Raw genomic sequence first — 15,707 nt, 5'->3', positions numbered from 1 at the left:
CCGAAAGCCCCTGCTGCCGAGGTGAAGCCTCCCGTGGCGGAAGCGAAGCCTGTGCTGACGCCTGAGCCGAAAGCCCCTGCAATAGAGCCGAAAGCTCCTGCAATAGAGCCGAAAGCCCCCGCCGCCGAGGTGAAGCCTGAAGTGAAAACAGTCCTTCGCAGCGAGAGCACCTCTCAGGGATACCAGCATGTGGTCGCAGCCATTGTCATCGTGGTGATCATAGTGGCCTGCCTGATATCGCTCTCAACCCAGAAAGTGAATATGCCCATTCCCTCTCTTCCCATAGCTCCTGGAACGCTCTACCTTGACACCGATCCGACGGGAGCGTCTGTCACCTGCACCGAGGATCAGTCAATCTCGGGAATCACTCCCCTCCGTGTCGCAGAGGTGAAAAAGGGAACATACCACGTGCGTCTTTCAATGAAAGACTGCCTGGATGCCGAAGAGACCCTGGAGGTACTTCCCGGCAAGGAGACGACCTGCATGTTCAGCCTCAAGAAAACCGGGACCCTCAACGTGCAGTCTTTTCCCAAAGGCGCTTCGGTCAGTGTCGATGGCATGGACACGGGAAAGGTCACTCCTGTTCTGTTGAAGGATGTCCATGAAGGAGCACACAAGATCACCCTTAAATTCGGGGAAAAGGGCCCTGCAAGGGATTTTCCGGCACAGGTCGAGTGGGGCAGGCGGACAGAGTTCTACGGCCTTCAGGATGAGAAGAAATCAGCCGTTGCAGTGGAGTGTGATGGCACGGCGAAAGTATTTATCAACGGCGTGGCATTGGGGAAGGCCTCTGAAGGCCCCTATCTCGTGAACCCCGGCTCTCACAAGATAACTGTGGCGAAGGAGTTCTATATGCCCTGGAAGCAGGAAGTGAAAGTCACCCCCGGCGAGGTGGCCTTCCTCGCGGTGAAGCCTGTGGCACAGGGCGTCCTTTTACTTGAGGGAGATTATGACACGGCATTTTATGTGAATGACAGGTTCCAAGGGTACGAGCGCCAGAGGGTCCTCTGCGATCCCGACACGCCCGTGACGGTAAAAGCAGTGCTTTATGACGGCCGGGTCTGGATCAGGGAGTTCACGCTGAAATCTGGAGAAAAGAAAGAGGAAAGAGTGAATCCTGACGAGGCGGTAAGGCCCGAGACGGGAGGCCTCCAGGGAGACGTGACAGAGACCCTGCCCCCTGCGGAACAGGCCTTTTCAGACTTTTCCATAGCGGAGAGATTCCCTGAGAAGGACTTTGCTCTTCTCAAGCAGCTCTATGAAGACATTGACAACGAGGGAGACCAGGAAATGGTGCTGGCCTTCCGCCATATCAGGGGAACGGGGAGGGATCCTGTTGAGCTTTACGTGGTGAAGAAGGCAGGGTCTGACTACAAGGTGGTCCCCCTCAGGGAGCCTGCCAAAAATGAAGTAGGATACGGGGAGCTCAAGGAATTCTCCGTGACGAAAAAGGATGACCTTGGCTACAGAGAGATCCTCTATGCCACCAGTGACGGTAAAAGCAGCCTGGCGGGATCATTTGTCATCAACAGGAGCGCCCTTGACAATCCGCTCTGGATGAAGCGGTAAGTTCTGTCACGCCGAGTATGATCCATCCAATATGCTCCCGTCGTCAAATATCACCTGATCTGCTGTTTCGTTGACGAGGTGTACCACACACCTTAAGGCTACATTTCTTCCGAACCTGAAATCACCCCTTATGGTGAGGCGCTCGCACTCGATGAGAGAAGGCGGGCCATAGGGGAAACGGGCCTGGAGGTCGTCGATGGAGCGGTAATATGCCGGGTCAAGGTCGATGACCATCGGAGGGCCTCCCGGCTCCCTCTGTGGATTTATCACCACCCTGTTGTCATGGGTGAGCAGGTAGGCATCGGAGCTGACTGCCAGGAGGTCATTGGTGGTCTTGACCGGGAGGAACCTGCTCCTTGGCACATGGAGGGCCTGGGCCCCCCTGAAAATTGAGATTGCAGTCCCCATGGCAGTCTCAATCTGGTAGACAGGCGTTGAAGAGAGGTCCCTGGGATCGATGCTCTTGGGGTTCCTTATCATCGGGAGGCCCAGCACGTAATCCTTTTCCTCCAGCACTTTCTTCAGCTCATGGAGATTGATCCAGATGCTGTTTGTGTTGAAAAACTTATAGCGGTAAATGTCCTGGAAGAGAGCCCTGTCCTCGGGGTGACACTGGGCAATTTCCCGGAGGATGAGCTGCCCGTCGGGAAGCATTGCGAGGTGTCCTCCTTTCCTGTCTTCTTCCGTCCTTGTCGCGACCTCCATCAGGAAGGGAAGCCTGTGCTCCACGAAATACCCCAGGACTATCTTGTTCATCACGGCCCCGAGGTTGTCCGAGTTGGACACAAAGGCGAAGCGGTATCCCTTTTCCAGCAGCAGGTCCAGGAGCCCTCCCGTCACCAGTGATGTGTAGATATCGCCATGACCGGGCGGGCACCACTCAAGTGAGGGATTCTCGGGCCACCTGGCCGGCGAGAGATCTGAGCGCTTCACCTTGGGAACTCTGTGCTGGAGGAAATCAAGAGGAATATCCCTCATGAGGCCGGGATATCGTTCCAGGGCTTTCAGTGACTCTTCCCTTGTGGCAAAGCTGTTCATCAGGATAAGAGGAACCTTTTCATGAAGGGCCTGGGTGGCAATGATGTCAAGGAAGGTGAGGTCGTCCTTCACCGTGAGCAGGGACTTGGGACCGTTAAGGCCCATGCTTGTCCCGAGGCCGCCGTTGAGCTTTATCATCACCGTGTGGGGAAGTGAGCGCTGTCCTGTCTCCGCCAGGTGAGTGGGAAGAGACTCAAGCTCCGGGAGGGACTCAAGGGGAAGGATATCTGTCTCCCTTATGAAGCCGTCGTATCCCTCGGCAAGATGCCGGTAATAATGGGCAAAGGTGGCGATTGCCACGTCGGGCAGGCCTTCTTTTCTCATCAGCTCCCTGAAAGGCATGAATCTCTCTTCCGTGGTAATCATACTCCGTCACTTCCTTGAGATGTTTTGGCATTACCGGCCTTGAGCACTTATTCTTTCTTGAGATGATGAACCCTTTTTCTTGAATGCCCTGCCGCCGCGGCAGGGCATTCTGTACCAGTGATAGGCCATCATACAGAGGATTTTTCGCGGTGCATACCTAATACACAGAGGGAAGGCCATTATCTGACAGGCGGGAGCTGACGCGGTGCGCATCCTTGTGGTTGATGACGATCAGGAACTCAGGAATTTCATGAAAGTCTTTCTCTCCCCCCTGGGATACGAAGTCCTTACAGCTTCCAACGGCGGCGAAGCCCTGGACATGCTTCACTGCCAGGAGATAGAGCTTGTCATAAGCGACCTTGTCATGGAGCCCATTGATGGTCTGGAGCTCTGCAGGCGCATCAGGAAGATCGATTTTCCCCATTATCTCTACATAATCATCCTCACTGCCAGAGAGACAAGCCAAGACCTGGTGCAGCTTCTGGAGGAAGGCGCTGACGATTTTATCGCAAAGCCCTTTGACAACGAGGAGCTCAGAGTCCGCATCATGGCAGGGGAGCGTATAGTGAAGCTTGAGCGAAGCTACGCAGAGAAAAACCGTAGCCTCCATGAGGCCCATGAAAGGCTTAATGAGGCTTACATGATCATAAGGCGTGATCTTGAAGCTGCAGCCCGCCTTCAGCAGAGCCTCCTCCCCGCGTCTTCCTCAAGCATGGGGGGGCTGCACTTTGAATGGCTTTTCATGCCTTCCAGGATCCTCGGCGGCGACATATTCAACTACTTTCTGCTGGAGGACCACCGCGTGGGCTTTTACATCATCGACGTGGCAGGCCATGGCATTCCCTCGGCAATGCTCTCTTTCACGCTGAGCAACACCCTTTCGCCTTCTCTGGGCGCTGCAGGGTTTGTCGTCAAGCCGGCCAAGGGGCTGCCTGCGCTCCAGGCCGCGGCTCCCTCCGCGGTAGTGGGGGAGCTTAACAGGCACTTCGTCGGAGATGAAGAAAGCCTTATCTACTTCACCATGATCTACGGCCTTTTTGACAGAGCCCGTGAGACTCTCACCATCTCGCAGGCGGGCCATCCTTCCCCCTTTCTGGTAAAGCCCGCAGGCGCCTCCTTCTTTATCGGCAGCGGCGGATATCCCGTCGGCATGCTCTCATTTGCCGAGTATGACGAGCACCGCGTTCCCATGCAGAAAGGAGACCGGCTCTTTCTCTATTCTGACGGTGTCATAGACTGCATGAACGCTAGCAAGGAGAGGTTTTCAAGGGAAAGATTCGCTGAATATCTTGTGCAGTCAAGGAAAAAATCATTGAGGGAGTGCATAGAGGGTATGGAGGCCCTTCTCCGTGAATGGGCTGGAAACAAGGATTTTGATGATGATGTGAGTCTCCTGGCCTTCGAGATGGAATAGCCCCGGGCGCCTCAGCTCTCCGGGCCGCCGGACAGGTAATCTCTCAGCACCACCGCGGGGTGTTTTACCGTGATGCCCGTTCCATCGGCTATCTGGAGGGTGCAGGTGCCGCAGTCGGTAATGACAAGCCCCGCACCGCTCCTTTTTATGGCGTTGAAGAGGGGGGTCCCTATGTCCAGCGCCATGGCGAAGCGCTCCTTCTTGAATCCAAAGGTCCCCGCTATCCCGCAGCAGTAACTGTCCTCCACGATGAGCTCCCTCACGGCAGCTCTCCTGAGAAGGGCCGCCGCAGGTGTTCCTATACCCTGGGCCTTGAGGTGGCATGAGACATGGTAATAGGCAATGGGAACCCTTTCTTTTGATGAGGAGAACGAGAGCTCCTCATCGGCAAGGACCTGGAAGAGATCCTTCACATGGCGGGCAAGCTCGAGGTGGCGCTTCTCCTCGAGAAGCTCGCCGTACTCCTCCTTGAGGGCGAGGCCGCAGCTTGAGCAGGTGGTGATGACCGTGAAGCCCTGCGCCACCTTTCCAAGAAGGAGGGCGGCATTCTTCTCTGCCGTTGCCCTGCTCTCGGCGGTAAAGGTATTGGTGAGCATGGGGATGCCGCAGCAGCCCGTCCTGGCTATCTCGACCTGGTAGCTGCAGGCCTCGAGGAGATCGATGGCTGACTGCAGGATGAGGGGCTCATTGAAGCTCCCGTAGCATCCGGGGAATATGAGGGCCTTTTTCTCCCTGTTCAGGCTTTCTGTCTTAAGGGTGCTATGGGTGTAGCGGGGAAAGTCCCTGGGGGCTATTCCCAGCATTCCCATGAAAAACTTCGCCGGCGCCAGGCGGAGCATGGCGTTGAAGGGACCCGGCACCATGCTCCCCATGGATCCCCACCACACGTTATGGGCCAGGACCCAGTCACGGAGCCTTGCCAGGTTCATGTGCTGCTTTTTGCCTTTGTTCCTGATATTGATGACGGAAGGCTTCACCCCGTGGGGGCAGGAGGTGTCGCAGCGCCTGCAGTTGATGCAGAAGCCGAGGTACTGCTCGATTTCGTCGGGAAGGCTTTTTTCTGCAAGGCGGGCCCTCTCGAGCTCAGGACCGAGCTGGCGCGGTCCCGGGAAGGACTGGACCCGGGCAGCGACGGGGCACTGGGTGTGGCAGATGCTGCACTTGATGCAGTGCTCAAGGCAGGCGGTCTTGTCAGTGGTCATCTGATGAATCCTCCCCTGCCGCATTGAGTCCCGCTGCGTAGCCTGTGGCGAGCGCCACGCCCGAGTCGCTTTTCTCCAGGTATGGGTCGTAGCCTGCAAGGGTTCTGCCGGCCACGTGCACGTTCTCGAAGAGCACCTCGCCTGTCTCGGGCGAAAGGGGCTGGAGCGCCTTGTTTACCTTTATCCCCGCCATTGCGAGGGGCAGCTCCCTGCTGCCCAGGAAATCGCCTTCGGCAAAGGGCTTTTGATAGTGGACGGGGATTCCCAGGACTGTCTCTTCGATCTTTCCCGGCAGCACCATGAGACCCTCGCCCAGCACTCCTCCCGTGGCAAGCACGAAGGCACGGCCTTTGAGGGAGAAGCCCTTCCCTGTCCCTCTTCCGAGCTCCAGGGAGATGCAGCGCTTCCCGTTGCAGGCCTCCAGGACCGCATCGTGGCCCCAGAGGAACTCCACACCCCTTCTCAGGAGATGCCTCCTGAAGGCCTCGGCAAGCCGGTGCCCCGGTACCGAGGGAGGAAGGGTCACGAGCTCAATGACGGGGCAGCCCAGCCCGCTCTCAAGCGATTCGGAAAGGGCAAGGTGCCCTGTCACTCCAAGCACTGCCGGGATGAAGATGAAGGTGCCTTCCTTCACGTGGGGCTTAAGCTGCGACGCGAGGCTTTTCAAAGCCTCGGGCTTTTCCATATACAGGGCCATGTCGTAGCTGTTAAGGCCTCTCCCTGCACCGGTTCCCATTTCAACCCACAGGTGCTTCAGGGGGGCTTTGCAGCGGGAAGCCAGGCTTTCCGCCACGAAGGCAGGGTAGAAGTCTATGAGCTCCTTGAAGCCTGCCACGACGATCTCGGAGGCTTCGGAAAAATCCCTCCACGAAGAGGGAGGTGTCAGGGCTGCCGGTATCAGGGTGCCGGCAGAGGTGGGAATGAGCCTGTTCTCTAGCAGTGAGCCCCCGTAGGGAAGGCCGAAGCTTTCCGAGTTCTTCAGGAAGCGGGCCACAGCATCCCTTATCCTTTCAATCCCAAGAAGTGCATAGGGATGTAAGGGATTTTTCCTTATGAGGGTCTTGATGGCCTCCTCGGGATTCCCGGCATGCCCCTGAGCTTCAGGGGGATAGTGCCCCAGGAGCTGGATATGCCCTGAGGCGGAAGAGAGGTTTCCTGAGCCCTTTGCCACGATGGCAACGCTCTTTCCCCTGCCAAGTGCCGCTGAGGCGGCAGAGAGGCCCGAGAGCCCCGCTCCGATAACCACTACATCAAAGTTCATTTTTCAAGCCTTCCTGCCGCTCAAGAGAGAAAAGGTTCATGTAAATCCGGCGGGCCAGCTCCGACTGCCTGGCCTGCCATCCCCATAGCACCGGCTTCACGCCTTTCCAGCGCTCTGCAAGATCTTCCGCAATAAGTCTCTGGGCTTCCCCGGCGCCGAGATTTTTCTCCCCGGCAAGGTATCCTGCTGCCCTGAAGGCGCAGAAAGTCCCCTGGCAGGGCCCCATTCCCATGCGGGTAAGCCTCCTGATATCTGAAAGGCTGTGCAGACTCCTTGCGCCTGAGGCTTCGAGCACGGTGCTCCCTTTGACCTGCTCGCACTCGCAGAGGAGTCCCGCAATGCCGGGCTCTTCAACGGCTGACGGGGGAGAAAGGGGTTCCGTAGCGGTGCTGCATGGCTTTGTGACCCCTGTTCTCGCCGCGATGAGATCGACGGCTTTCTGCGCCATGAGGCGGTAGGTGGTGAGTTTCCCCCCCACGACGGAGACAAGGTTTTCCGGCCCTCCCCTGGCGCCGTGATCGATAAGGGAAAACTCCCTTGTGGCCTCCCTTCCTTCCTGGCCCTCCTTCTCCTCGAAAAGGGGCCTCACGCCGGCAAAGGCTCTTATGGTGCGGAGATCCTCTATCGAAGGGATAAGGGCTTTCCCCAGGGCGAGCATCGCAAGCACCTCGTCCTGTTCCACCGTGAGATCGTCGGGATCTTTTACCGTTTTTGACGTGGTGCCGAATATGGTCACGTCGTGGTGCGGCACAAAGATATCGCCGTCTCCCGGGGGATGGAGCCTGTTGAGCACTTTCGGCGTGAAGCGGTAATGGAAGACCACCATGATTCCCCTGTCAGGCGAGAGGGCAAGCTCTTCACCCGCCATGGATGCCACCTGCCCCGCCCAGGGGCCTGCGGCGTTCACCACGAGGGAGCAGGCAAGCTCCTCCTCCCTTCCCCCCGCGTCCCTGATCATTACCGATGTTATCCTTTTCCCGCTGATGCCGAATCCGGTGACACGGGCGTAGGTTTTCACCATCGATCCTCTTTTTTCTGCGTCGCGGGCGTTTGCCGCTGCCAGGGTAAAGCCGTCAACGGTGGCATCGGGGACTGCGAAGGCCCGGCTTATCTTTCCGCTGATGAGGGGAACTTCCTTCTTCACCTCGGCAGGCGAGACTTCCCTTGCGGCAATCCCCGCCTTCCTGCACCCTTCGAGCCATGTGGCGGCGTAGGCGGGATCATCGTCGGAAGTTGCGATGAAAAGGCCTCCCGTGTCCTCGACGCACCAGGGCGCCAGCTTTTTGAGGAGGGTGTTTTCCGTGATGCACTCTACGGCTGAGTGAAAGTCCTTGACGGCATAGCGCGCTCCCGAGTGGAGGAGGCCATGAAAGCGCCCGCTCGTGCCTGTCGCCAGGTCATGCATCTCCACAAGCACGGCATCTATTCCCCTGAGAGCGCAGTCCCTCAGGATTCCTGTTCCCGTGGCGCCGCCGCCTATTATCACGACCGGGGTATCGCCCATGGTCTCTTGCGGTCCTTTCCGTTGATTTTACCATTTTATCAGAGATATGCCCTGCGGTCAACTTGTGTGGTGAGACCCTGCCCCGCAGATTGTCGTGTCAGACAGCGAGAAGTGCAGCTTTTCCGCGAGGGACTATGCCAGAAAGCGCTGCGAGGCACTCTGCAGCAGCGAATGACAGCCCCCGCCCTTCCCTGCCATGAAGGTATTCTCTCATTTATGTCGAATCACAGAGTCTTTCTGGTTTTATGCTCCATGCCACTCATGAGGAGGAAAGGCCTATGCAGCAAGGGACAATGATGGGAATCGCCATACTGCTTCCTGTGATCTCGGCGATTATCATATATCTTGTAAAACAGTACCAGGTCCGGGCTTCCGTGGTGATTATCACGGCATTGGCGCTCGCGATTAACTCTTTTCTCCTGCTGAGGACCGGTGATTTTACCTGGACTCCTTCCGGCGGGATGGAATGGCATGAGGTCGTGATGGTCCTCGACTTCATGCTCCTGCTTTACGTCGTGTATGTCGGCATCTCGCTTCGCAAGCCCCTCGTATTCATTTTTGCCATTGCCCAGCTTGTGCCCCTTGCTTACTGGGAGTTCAAAGGCCACGCCCAGACAGTCGTCGATCCTGCTTTCTATGTGGACAGCCTTGCCAAGGTCATGATTATAATCATCTCTGTCATCGGCTCGCTGATCTGTGTCTATGGCATCAAGTATATCAAGGATCACGAGGAGCACCTGCACCTTCAGAAATCGCGCCAGTCGCGCTTCCTTTTCTGGATGGTCATCTTCCTGGGCGCGATGAACGGCCTCGTCTCGGCCAACAACCTCTACCTCCTCTATTTCTTCTGGGAGGTCACGACGCTCTGCTCGTTTCTCCTCATAGGCCATGACCTTACCAGGCAGGCCCTTGACAATGCCGCCACAGCCCTCTGGATGAACTCCCTGGGAGGCACAGCCTTCACCTATGCCATCATGTACCTTCACAACCACGGCGGTCAGGCCGCAGGGCTCTCTCTCCAGAACGTGATCCATGGCGGTGTCCCTTCGGCGGTGGCCCTCTTCCCCCTTGTGCTTCTCTGCTTCACCGGCTTCACCAAGGCGGCGCAGCTCCCCTTTCAGAACTGGCTCCTGGGAGCCATGGTGGCGCCCACTCCCGTGTCGGCCCTGCTCCATTCAAGCACCATGGTGAAAGCAGGCGTGTACTTTATCGTGAGGCTCATGCCGGCCTTCCAGACTTCGGTCATCGGGAAAATCGGCCCCTTCATCGGAATAATCATCGCCCTCTGCGGGGCTTTTACCTTCCTTGCCGCCTCGCTCCTCGCCATAAGCCAGACAACAGGGAAGCGGGTGCTCGCCTATTCCACCATTGCCAACCTGGGCCTCATAATCGCCTGCGCAGGCATCAATACGCCTCTCTCGATAGCGGCGGCAATCCTGCTGATAGTGTTCCATGCGGTCTCCAAGGGACTTCTCTTCCTCTGTGCCGGCACCGTAGAGCACATCATCTGGAGCAGGGAGATAGATGACATGGAGGCCCTCGCCGAAAAGGCGCCGGTGACGACCCTTATCATGGGAATCGGTATCCTCTCGATGTTCCTGCCCCCCTTTGGCATGCTTCTCTCCAAGTGGATTGCCATAGAGTCGGTATCAGCCCTTGGAAGCAGCGTGAAGGCGGGAAACCTGATGCTCAATTCCGTGGTGAACTTCCCCGTGATGCTCATTCTTCTCATGATCGTCTTTGGGAGCGCCGCCACCATCCTGTTCTGGGGAAAGTGGTTCGGAAGGCTCCTGCAGGTGCTCCCGAGGCTCGGCAGAGTGAAGGAGCATCTCTCGGCGGGCTACTCGTTCGCCCTCTGGTTTCTTCTCGCAGGGGTCTTTGTAATAAGCATCGGCGTGGCGCCCCTCTACAGAGCCTTCTTTGCGGCTGCCGTACGTGATGTGGCGAAGGCTTCCTTGATCAACCCCGATATGGGTAATATCTGGCTTGAGTGGGGGGCGCAGAATTATCTGCTGAATCCCATCGGCTATTTCCCTGTCTGGCCTCTGTTCATTCTTCTTGTCGCGGCGCTGCTGGTGCCCTTTGCCCTCATCTCGGTGAAACAGACAGAGTTCAGGCCTGTGTACATGTGCGGCGAGCAGACGGGCGAGATCGATTCCGATACTTACATGACGACCGCCGATGAGAAGGTGCCTGTCAAACTGGGAGGGTATTATTTCAAGAATGTTTTCAGCGAGGCGGTCCTCAATCCCTGGGTGAATTCCATCGCAGTCGTACTGCTTATAATAATGTTTGGAGTGGTGATGGGGGTGATCCTGCTATGAATGATCCTCAGGCAGTGACGCAGCAGATTATGCAGCAGCAGCTTATGACCATCGGTCTCGCCATGCTTGCAGTTATCATAGCACCTTTCGCCGGGGGATTCCTTGCCGGCCTTGACCGGATTCTCACGGCAAGGCTGCAGGGACGCAAAGGCCCTCCTGTATGGCAGCCTTTCTACGATGTGTTCAAGCTCCTGGGAAAAAACCAGATCACCGCCTCCAGGATGCAGCTCGTGTGGATGTATGCCTATCTGGCTATCATGGTATTCTGCCTGATATTCATCGCCCTCGGCCTTGACATGCTCCTCACCGTGTTTCTGCTGGGCTTTGCGGGAGTATGCCTGGTCCTCGGCGGCTTCAGCTCCAAGTCCCCTTACAGCCATTTCGGAGCAAACCGCGAGCTTGTCCAGATGCTTGCCTATGAGCCGGTCCTGCTGCTGATGGCCCTTGCCGTCTATTTCCAGAACAAGACCTTTCTCATCAGCAGAATATATGACAGCAACGAGCCCCTGATGTATTCCATGTGGCCCATCTTTATTGCCCTTGTGATAATCATCACCATCAAGCTCAGAAAATCCCCCTTTGACTTCTCCACATGCCATCATGCCCACCAGGAGATTGTAAGGGGCATCCTCACGGAGTATTCAGGCTCATACTACGCACTCTTCATGATTGCCGAATGGTACGAGATCATCATCCTTCTCTGGCTCGTGGCGCTCTTCTGGGCTGTCCCGTTATGGGTCGGAGTCCTCATCGCCCTTGCCGTCTATTTCCTTGAAATGTTCATCGATAATATTGCGGCGCGTATGACCATAGGATGGATGGTGAAATACAGCTGGGTCGCCGCCATGGTGCTCTGTATGACCAACCTGGTGTATCTTTTCATCAAGAGAGGAGTATTCTGATGGGATTGATAGAAGCCTCACGCCTGAAATCACCCTGGATCCTGCACTACGACACTGGCTCCTGCAACGGATGCGATATAGAGATCCTGGCCTGCCTCACGCCTCTCTATGACATAGAGCGTTTCGGCATGGTGAACATGGGCAATCCCAAGCACGCCGACGTGCTTGTCTGCACCGGTGCCCTCAATAAGCGCTCCGCCCGCGTGCTGAAGAACCTTTATGAACAGATACCTGATCCCAAGCTGGTCATGGTCGTGGGGACCTGTGCCATCTCCGGCGGCGTTTTTCATAACTGCTACAATGTGGCGGGGGGCGCCGACAAGGTGATTCCCGTTGATGTCTATGTGCCAGGATGCGCGGCACGCCCGGAGGCCATCATCGACGGTGTCGTCAAGGCCCTGGGCAGACTTGCAGAGCTTCAGGAGGTGGCCCGTGGTAAAAAATCTGCGTGAGATAAAAAAGGATGCCCTTCTTGGCGAGGCAAAGCAGTACGCGGACAAGAAGGCCCGCTTTGTAGTGACAGTGTGCAGTGATGCAGGCGAATCATTTGAGCTCACCTACTATTTCGTCGTCACACCGGGCGGGGAGATGGACGCGATACGCTTCACCGTCAGGAAAGATGAGGAGGTTCCCAGCATCACGGCCATATATCTCACGGCCGTCCTGAGCGAAAACGAGATGAAAGAGCTTTTCGGCGTCAAGGTGAAGGACATGGCCATCGATTTCGGCGGCCACATGTTTCTCGCCCATGACAGCCCTGAGCTTCCCATGCTCAAGGCAAAGAAAGAGCCCGCCGCAGTGAAAGGGGAGTGATTGTATGCAGCCTCGCACCATTGTTCCATTCGGCCCTCAGCACCCCGTGCTTCCCGAGCCCATTCAGCTCAAGATCACCTATGAGGATGAAAAGGTCGTTGACGTGGTGCCTGCCATGGGCTACGTCCACCGGGGCATAGAGAAAGCCTGCGAGCTCAACGAGTTCAACAAGAATATCTATCTCTGCGAGAGGATATGCGGCATCTGCAGCTGCATCCATGGCATCGCTTACTGCGAGGTCGTGGAGCGCCTCTGGGGGCTCGAGGTTCCCGAGAGGGCCCAGTGGCTCCGCACTATCTGGTCAGAGATGGAGAGGGTCCACAGCCATCTCCTGTGGCTGGGCCTTTTTGCCGACGCCTTCGGTTTTGAGAGCCTCTTCATGCAATACTGGCGGGTCAGGGAGAAGATCCTGGACATGCTCGAGCTCACGGCAGGCCACCGTGTCACCCATTCCGTCTCCATAATAGGCGGCGTGCGCCGCGACATCGACACAGACCAGAAGAAGAGGCTCCTGGAGACCCTGGCGGAGATCCGCAGGGAGGCGCAGGCTCTCAACAAGGTGATGATGAATGACTACACGGTGAAGCACAGGACCGTGGGGAAAGGCCCCCTCACTTATGATCAGGCGCTCCATCTCGGCTGCGCCGGCCCCGTGCTCCGCGCAAGCGGCGTGAAAGACGATGCCCGTATGCAGCCCGATCTTCACCGCTATGGGGAGCTGGGCTTTGAGCCCGTCGTGGAGACAGGGTGCGATTCCTATGCGAGGGCCCTGGTGCGGGCCCGTGAAACTATCCAGTCCATTGACCTGCAGCTTGCTGCCCTTGAGAAGCTTCCCGAAGGGGAGCTTGCGGCAAAGCCCAAGGGGAACCCTCCTGCCGAGGAAGCCGTGTTCCGCACCGAGCAGCCGAGAGGCGAGATGTTCTATTACGCCAAGGGCTCCGGCACGAAGAACGTGGCGAGGGTGAGAGTCCGCACCCCGACTTATGCCAATATACCGTCGCTGCTCGTGATGCTCCCCGGGTCGGAGCTTCCCGACGTGCCCGTGATCATTCATTCCATAGACCCCTGCATAAGCTGCACGGAGCGATAACGAGAGGACGAGGTGACCTATGCCTTTCATGCTTCCCACCATACTACAGAACCTTTTAGGCGGGTACGCCACGAGAGTGTACCCCGATGTGGCAAGGGACCTTCCTGCGCGGGTCCGAGGGCATGTGCAGTTTGATGAAAAGACCTGCATATTCTGCGCGAACTGCGCGCGGCGCTGCCCTGCCGAGGCCATTTCGGTGAATACCAAGGGGAAGGAGCTCACCTTTTACCCGGACCGCTGCATTGTGTGCGAGGTCTGCGTTGAGGTGTGCCCCAGGCAGTGCATAGAGCTCAGGTCCCAGTGGAGAAAGCCTTTCACGGAGCGCCCCGTGGAGGTCTACCGGAGTCCATCGGCTCCCAGGGAGCCTCAGGCTGAAGAGCCCGCGCCTCCCCAGGAAAAGACCGGCGAAGAGAAGCCTGAGGCCTGACACACAGGCTTCAGGCCATTTTCAGCTTTTTTCCTTTTTTATCTTTTTGTCGAGAAGCTTCAGCTGGTCACGCAGCACCTGTTCTTTTGGATCGCTGATGATGAGCCTGACAAGGTATTTCCTGGCAGTCTCGTAATGCTTCATCTTGATGTGGGCTACATAGAGAAACAGGCAGGTATCCGCAGAATCGGGATATATAAGAGTGTCATCGGTAAAGCGCTCCATGAGCTCTCTGTTCCTCCCGCATTTCCTGAGATAGATAAACAGGCCATCACCTTCATATATTTTAAGCCACGCGGGATCGCGCTCCAGGAAGTTATAACGCGGGTGCATTATGATTGTGTCAAGCCCGTATTTCTCAATAAAGCTCCTGAGGGCGTCAGGATTCGCGTATGAGCGGTATAGTTCGTTAAGGTAATCCCTGGTGAGGATGAGGTCAAGCCTCCCGTCGGCGCTTACCTTGTAGCGGGGAGCCAGGTGGTATGTAAGGTAATCACCGGCCAATTCCTCGCAGTAAATATCGGGCGGAAGGCTGTTGCCAGACAGGAAGTTCTTGAGGTTCACGGGGAAGAGCCCTTGCTCCAGGGAATGACCTGTAGGATCGGTCCCGGCAATCCGGGGTATGAAAGTCGCGAGGACTGCCGTCAGGGCGGCGAGTTTCAGCACGGCGGGCACGAGGCGGGAACGGGACCACAGGGTGCTCTTTTTTTTGGCTTGAAGCTGCCCGTCCAGCGCCCTGAAGAGGTGGAAAAAGAAAAAGGCAAAGAGCGGAATCGAGCAGGTGCTGAGAAGCTGCATGTTCCTTACGGCTTTCAGCGATGCAAGAAGCCAGAAGAAGAACAGAAACTGTTCAACAGGGGTGGGCTTTACCTTATAACGGACTGCGCATATGATGAAGGCGAGCAGGGCGCTGCCGGTGATTATGAAATAATGGATGTTGAAGCGGACCCTCTGAAGCGGGGAAGAGAATTCCGGTATCACGTGGCTGCTTTCAGTGACGTGAAAGGCATCGGCAAATATGGAAACCACAAAGGAGAAGCTCCTTGCCCCGAAAGGCGCCAGGAACATCACCGCAAAAGAGAGTGCCCAGAGGGCTACCATTCTGAGGACCGTTCCCGCAGCTTCCCGCGAACGGTCCTTCCTGATCAGTACCGCGCCGATAAGTGCTATGGCCATCCCCATGAATAGTATCCCGATAAAGCTTCCTGGATGAAAAAAAGTCCATATGAGAAAAAGGGCGGGAAAGTAGAGGAAGTCGATTCTTCGGATCCCCCTCTCTTCGAGCCGGAGCAGAAGAACGGCAAGAAGGGGGAAGAAAAGGGCGGTATGCATCATTGCCCGCGGCGCGACGAACCATCTTCCAAGATAGAGTGCGATAATGACGGCACATGCTGCAGGCAGGGCGCCCTTCTTTTTCCTCACATACCAGAATATGATGCCGTAGCTCAGGCCGTAAATAATCGTCTTATAAAGGGTGACCCAGAGAAATCCCCCCCATGAGTGGAGAAGGTAGACTGCAACATATGAAAGCCACTCGTTGTTAAGCCACGGGACCTTGCATTGAAGTGGCGGCCAGCAGAAGGAGTCATAGAGAGGGAATCCCGCTGTGCGGACAATTTCTTCTCCGCATTTCACCATCATGAAGTTGTCGGCATCTATCGGATACTCAAAATTATACAGGATGAGGGAGAGGAGAGCGTAAATCATAAGGATTGTTTCAATTGAAAGGGGAAAACTACGAGGGATTCCGCTTTTCATAGACGTTACTTCAACGCACCTGTTTTCCATTCCTTTGCC

The 15,707-nt window shown here is 56.5% G+C and carries 13 protein-coding genes; 8 read left to right on the top strand and 5 right to left on the bottom strand.

What is annotated here, in order from left to right; translation table 11 throughout:
• A partial coding sequence (locus RDV48_02405; GenBank protein ID MDQ7821629.1) for a PEGA domain-containing protein occupies positions 1-1,569 on the top strand: 1,569 nt, incomplete at its 5' end.
• Positions 1,570-1,575: 6 nt separating this feature from the next.
• Here the strand turns inward: RDV48_02405 and RDV48_02400 are convergent.
• Positions 1,576-2,973, bottom strand: a complete 1,398-nt coding sequence (locus RDV48_02400) for a UTP--glucose-1-phosphate uridylyltransferase (GenBank protein MDQ7821628.1) — start codon at positions 2,971-2,973, stop codon at positions 1,576-1,578.
• 205 nt (positions 2,974-3,178) lie between these two features.
• On the opposite strand from RDV48_02400, the gene RDV48_02395 reads away from it, so the two are divergent.
• Positions 3,179-4,387, top strand: a complete 1,209-nt coding sequence (locus RDV48_02395; GenBank protein ID MDQ7821627.1) for a SpoIIE family protein phosphatase — start codon at positions 3,179-3,181, stop codon at positions 4,385-4,387.
• 11 nt (positions 4,388-4,398) lie between these two features.
• On the opposite strand, the gene RDV48_02390 is transcribed toward RDV48_02395, so the two are convergent.
• From RDV48_02390 to RDV48_02380, 3 genes are read right to left on the bottom strand one after another with little or no spacing between them, the layout of a single operon-like run.
• Positions 4,399-5,589 carry an anaerobic glycerol-3-phosphate dehydrogenase subunit C gene (locus tag RDV48_02390; protein MDQ7821626.1) on the bottom strand — a complete coding sequence of 397 codons (1,191 nt, stop codon included), beginning with the start codon at positions 5,587-5,589 and terminating at the stop codon, positions 4,399-4,401.
• Positions 5,579-6,850 (bottom strand): anaerobic glycerol-3-phosphate dehydrogenase subunit GlpB, encoded by a 1,272-nt coding sequence (gene glpB / locus RDV48_02385; protein ID MDQ7821625.1) that lies wholly within the window; start codon positions 6,848-6,850, stop codon positions 5,579-5,581. The genes RDV48_02390 and glpB overlap by 11 nt, the downstream gene beginning before the upstream one ends.
• A complete protein-coding gene (locus tag RDV48_02380) occupies positions 6,840-8,354 on the bottom strand; it encodes an FAD-dependent oxidoreductase (protein MDQ7821624.1) in 1,515 nt (504 codons plus the stop codon). Before RDV48_02380 ends, glpB begins: the two co-directional genes overlap by 11 nt.
• Positions 8,355-8,632: 278 nt before the next feature.
• On the opposite strand from RDV48_02380, the gene RDV48_02375 reads away from it, so the two are divergent.
• The 6 genes from RDV48_02375 to RDV48_02350 are packed head-to-tail and all read left to right on the top strand — an operon-like array spanning position 8,633 to position 13,910.
• Entirely contained in the window at positions 8,633-10,678 is a 2,046-nt protein-coding gene (locus tag RDV48_02375; protein ID MDQ7821623.1) for a proton-conducting transporter membrane subunit, read from the top strand.
• Positions 10,675-11,580, top strand: a complete 906-nt coding sequence (locus RDV48_02370; GenBank protein ID MDQ7821622.1) for a complex I subunit 1 family protein — start codon at positions 10,675-10,677, stop codon at positions 11,578-11,580. The genes RDV48_02375 and RDV48_02370 overlap by 4 nt, the downstream gene beginning before the upstream one ends.
• A complete protein-coding gene (locus RDV48_02365; GenBank protein MDQ7821621.1) occupies positions 11,580-12,032 on the top strand; it encodes an NADH-quinone oxidoreductase subunit B family protein in 453 nt (150 codons plus the stop codon). The genes RDV48_02370 and RDV48_02365 overlap by 1 nt, the downstream gene beginning before the upstream one ends.
• Complete coding sequence (locus RDV48_02360) at positions 12,013-12,393, top strand: NADH-quinone oxidoreductase subunit C (protein ID MDQ7821620.1); 381 nt, start codon at positions 12,013-12,015, stop codon at positions 12,391-12,393. The genes RDV48_02365 and RDV48_02360 overlap by 20 nt, the downstream gene beginning before the upstream one ends.
• Before the next feature lie 4 nt (positions 12,394-12,397).
• A complete protein-coding gene (locus RDV48_02355; protein MDQ7821619.1) occupies positions 12,398-13,483 on the top strand; it encodes a nickel-dependent hydrogenase large subunit in 1,086 nt (361 codons plus the stop codon).
• A 19-nt stretch (positions 13,484-13,502) separates the two neighbouring features.
• A complete protein-coding gene (locus tag RDV48_02350) occupies positions 13,503-13,910 on the top strand; it encodes a 4Fe-4S binding protein (protein MDQ7821618.1) in 408 nt (135 codons plus the stop codon).
• A gap of 21 nt (positions 13,911-13,931) precedes the next feature.
• Here RDV48_02350 and RDV48_02345 read toward each other — a convergent pair whose 3' ends face one another.
• Positions 13,932-15,617 (bottom strand): hypothetical protein, encoded by a 1,686-nt coding sequence (locus RDV48_02345; GenBank protein ID MDQ7821617.1) that lies wholly within the window; start codon positions 15,615-15,617, stop codon positions 13,932-13,934.
• Between the last annotated feature and the right edge of the window lie 90 nt (positions 15,618-15,707).

The organism is Candidatus Eremiobacterota bacterium, assembly GCA_031082125.1.
In the GTDB taxonomy this organism is placed as follows: Bacteria; Vulcanimicrobiota; CADAWZ01; order CADAWZ01; family Ess09-12; genus Ess09-12.
Note: the sequence above shows the minus strand (reverse complement) of the source record. Positions and strands in the feature narration are given on the sequence as shown.

Bases quoted from the DNA above. Each gene is read 5' to 3' on its own strand.
- RDV48_02400 (MDQ7821628.1), bottom strand. From the start codon at position 2,973: ATGATTACCACGGAAGAGAGATTCATGCCTTTCAGGGAGCTGATGAGA.
- RDV48_02390 (MDQ7821626.1), bottom strand. From the start codon at position 5,589: ATGACCACTGACAAGACCGCCTGCCTTGAGCACTGCATCAAGTGCAGC.
- glpB (MDQ7821625.1), bottom strand. From the start codon at position 6,850: ATGAACTTTGATGTAGTGGTTATCGGAGCGGGGCTCTCGGGCCTCTCT.
- RDV48_02380 (MDQ7821624.1), bottom strand. From the start codon at position 8,354: ATGGGCGATACCCCGGTCGTGATAATAGGCGGCGGCGCCACGGGAACA.
- RDV48_02375 (MDQ7821623.1), top strand. From the start codon at position 8,633: ATGCAGCAAGGGACAATGATGGGAATCGCCATACTGCTTCCTGTGATC.
- RDV48_02370 (MDQ7821622.1), top strand. From the start codon at position 10,675: ATGAATGATCCTCAGGCAGTGACGCAGCAGATTATGCAGCAGCAGCTT.
- RDV48_02365 (MDQ7821621.1), top strand. From the start codon at position 11,580: ATGGGATTGATAGAAGCCTCACGCCTGAAATCACCCTGGATCCTGCAC.
- RDV48_02355 (MDQ7821619.1), top strand. From the start codon at position 12,398: ATGCAGCCTCGCACCATTGTTCCATTCGGCCCTCAGCACCCCGTGCTT.
- RDV48_02350 (MDQ7821618.1), top strand. From the start codon at position 13,503: ATGCCTTTCATGCTTCCCACCATACTACAGAACCTTTTAGGCGGGTAC.
- RDV48_02345 (MDQ7821617.1), bottom strand. From the start codon at position 15,617: ATGATTTACGCTCTCCTCTCCCTCATCCTGTATAATTTTGAGTATCCG.